Source organism: Chamaesiphon sp. VAR_69_metabat_338 (assembly GCF_031423935.1).
GTDB lineage: Bacteria > Cyanobacteriota > Cyanobacteriia > Cyanobacteriales > Chamaesiphonaceae > Chamaesiphon.
Genome location: NZ_JANPGM010000464.1, coordinates 1 through 2,150, shown reverse-complemented (window position 1 = coordinate 2,150; position 2,150 = coordinate 1). Strand labels below are relative to the sequence as shown.

The following is a 2,150-nucleotide window of genomic DNA, read 5'->3' as shown; positions in this document are numbered from 1 at the left end:
TTGCTATGTCCATTGAGAGCAACTGCCACTGGTGCCACTGGTGCCACCGCTCCAGCAATCGGTGGTGCGGCAGCGATCGACTGTCCGCCTAACAATTCTAATTGCCGTGCCATGAGCTGGAGTTGCTGCTGGACGATCGTGGCGATCTCTGGCTGACGCTCGATCGAGACGATCGCTGGTGCTGGCTGGATCGGTTGCGGGGCAACAGGGGTGACAGTATTAGGCTGAATCGGGCTAGGCGAGATCGCAACTGGTGGCGCGATTGTTGGAGCGGTAACAGCTATTACTGGCGCAAGGAAGGCTGCTGGCGGCAATTGGAGATCGATCGATCGGGCGAGTGTCGTCAGGTTCGAGCAGTCTTCCAATAATTGCCGAAAGGTGACTTGGACTTGAAATTTTTTCTTGAGGCTCAAAGCTACTTGCGTCAGCGACAGGGAATCTAGACCCAACTCCAAGAATGTCGCATCCCGCTCGCTCGTGCCGATCTCGACTCCGGTAGTGGCGGTGAAGACTGCGGCGATCTCATCCAGCAATCGGACTTCGCGCGATGGGGGGACAGAGGGAGTGGCTGGTGACGGTAGCATAGGCGTATCGATAGGTATGGGTGGTACAGAGTTCGTTGGTGTAGGCGGATCGATCCAATATTTCTGTCGCTCGAAGGGATAGGTGGGCAAGGGGACGCGCTGGCGGCGTTCTCGGGCGGAGAATTGCGACCAATCGAGATCGACACCAGCCAACCACAGTCGCCCGATCGCTTGGACTAAAGCTGGCCACTCGGCTGCGGGGTCGGTGCTATTGGCCAGGGAGGCGACGGCGATTTGGCGATCGCGATCGATAATCTGCTGCCGAGCTAGAACAGTTGAGGATTGGCGCGGGCCGACTTCCAATAAAACATATCGAGCATCTTGTCGCCACAAGGTTTGAACGCCTTCAGCAAAAAGTACGGGCTGGCGCAGATGATTTGCCCAATAGTGAGGATCGATCGCGAGTGCCTCGGTAATCCAGTCACCAGTGACCGACGAGACAAAGGGCAGTTGGGGTGGCGATAGGGGGATCGTAGCAACCAGCTCGGCAAAAGGTGCGACGATCGGCTCCATCATCGGCGAATGGAACGCATGGGAAGTGTGTAGCAGCTTACAAATTATTTCGGCAGCATCCAATTCTCGCTGCAACTCGACGATCGCTGGCGTAGTGCCAGATACAACACAAGCTACCGGCCCATTAATTGCTGCGATCGAGACTTCAGTTGTCAGTCTCGGTGCGACTTCTGCTGCTGGCAATCGCACTGACAGCATCGAGCCAGCGGGTAAATCCCACATCAATTTGCCGCGCATCGCCACCAGTTTAAGGGCATCGGCGAGCGAGAACACACCGGCCAAACAAGCAGCGACAAATTCGCCGCTACTATGCCCGATCGCCGCAGTAGGTTGAATCCCCCAGCTCTGCCAGAGTTGGGCGAGGGCATATTCGATCGCAAATAACGCTGGTTGGGCATAGCGAGTTTGGGTCAATAACTCACTACTCGCAGCCAGATCCGCTGCATCTGGATACATTAATTCGCGCAGATCGCGCTCTAATAATGGCTGTAAGATTGCCGCACAAGTATCGATCGCTTGCTGAAATACTGGTTCCGATTGGTAGAGTTCCCGACCCATCTGTACGTATTGCGCACCCTGTCCGGGGAACACGAATACCACTCCAGGATTTTGCGCGATCGCTTGACGCGTTGCCGTTGTCAGATGGGGTAAAGCCCCCAGATGGTCGATCGCTTCGGCCAAATTTTGACACTCGATCGCCCGCCGATAAGTGAAGTCCCTGCGCCCTTGCTGGAGCGTAAAGGCCACATCGGCTAAGTTAAGATCGGGATGTTTGTGCAGATACTCTTTGAGATTAAGTGTCTGTTGCTCCAACGCCGTAGCTGTTTTGGCAGAGAGTAAGAGGACTTGATGCGGACGCGCAGCACCAGAAGTCGCGATTTGGGGCGGTTCTTCGAGGATGACATGGGCATTGGTACCCCCACCGCCAAAGGAACTGACTCCCGCCCGACGCGGCGTATCACCACTCGGCCAGTCAACTAATTTATCGTTGACATAAAAGGGACTCTCGGCAAAATCGATGTGCGGGTTGGGACTGCTGAAATTGATACTCGG

1 protein-coding gene is annotated in these 2,150 nt (G+C 55.5%); it reads right to left on the bottom strand.

Features of this window, described 5'->3' with window-relative positions; genetic code table 11:
- A partial coding sequence (locus tag RMO84_RS12805) for a type I polyketide synthase (protein WP_310488840.1) occupies positions 1-2,150 on the bottom strand: 2,150 nt, incomplete at both ends.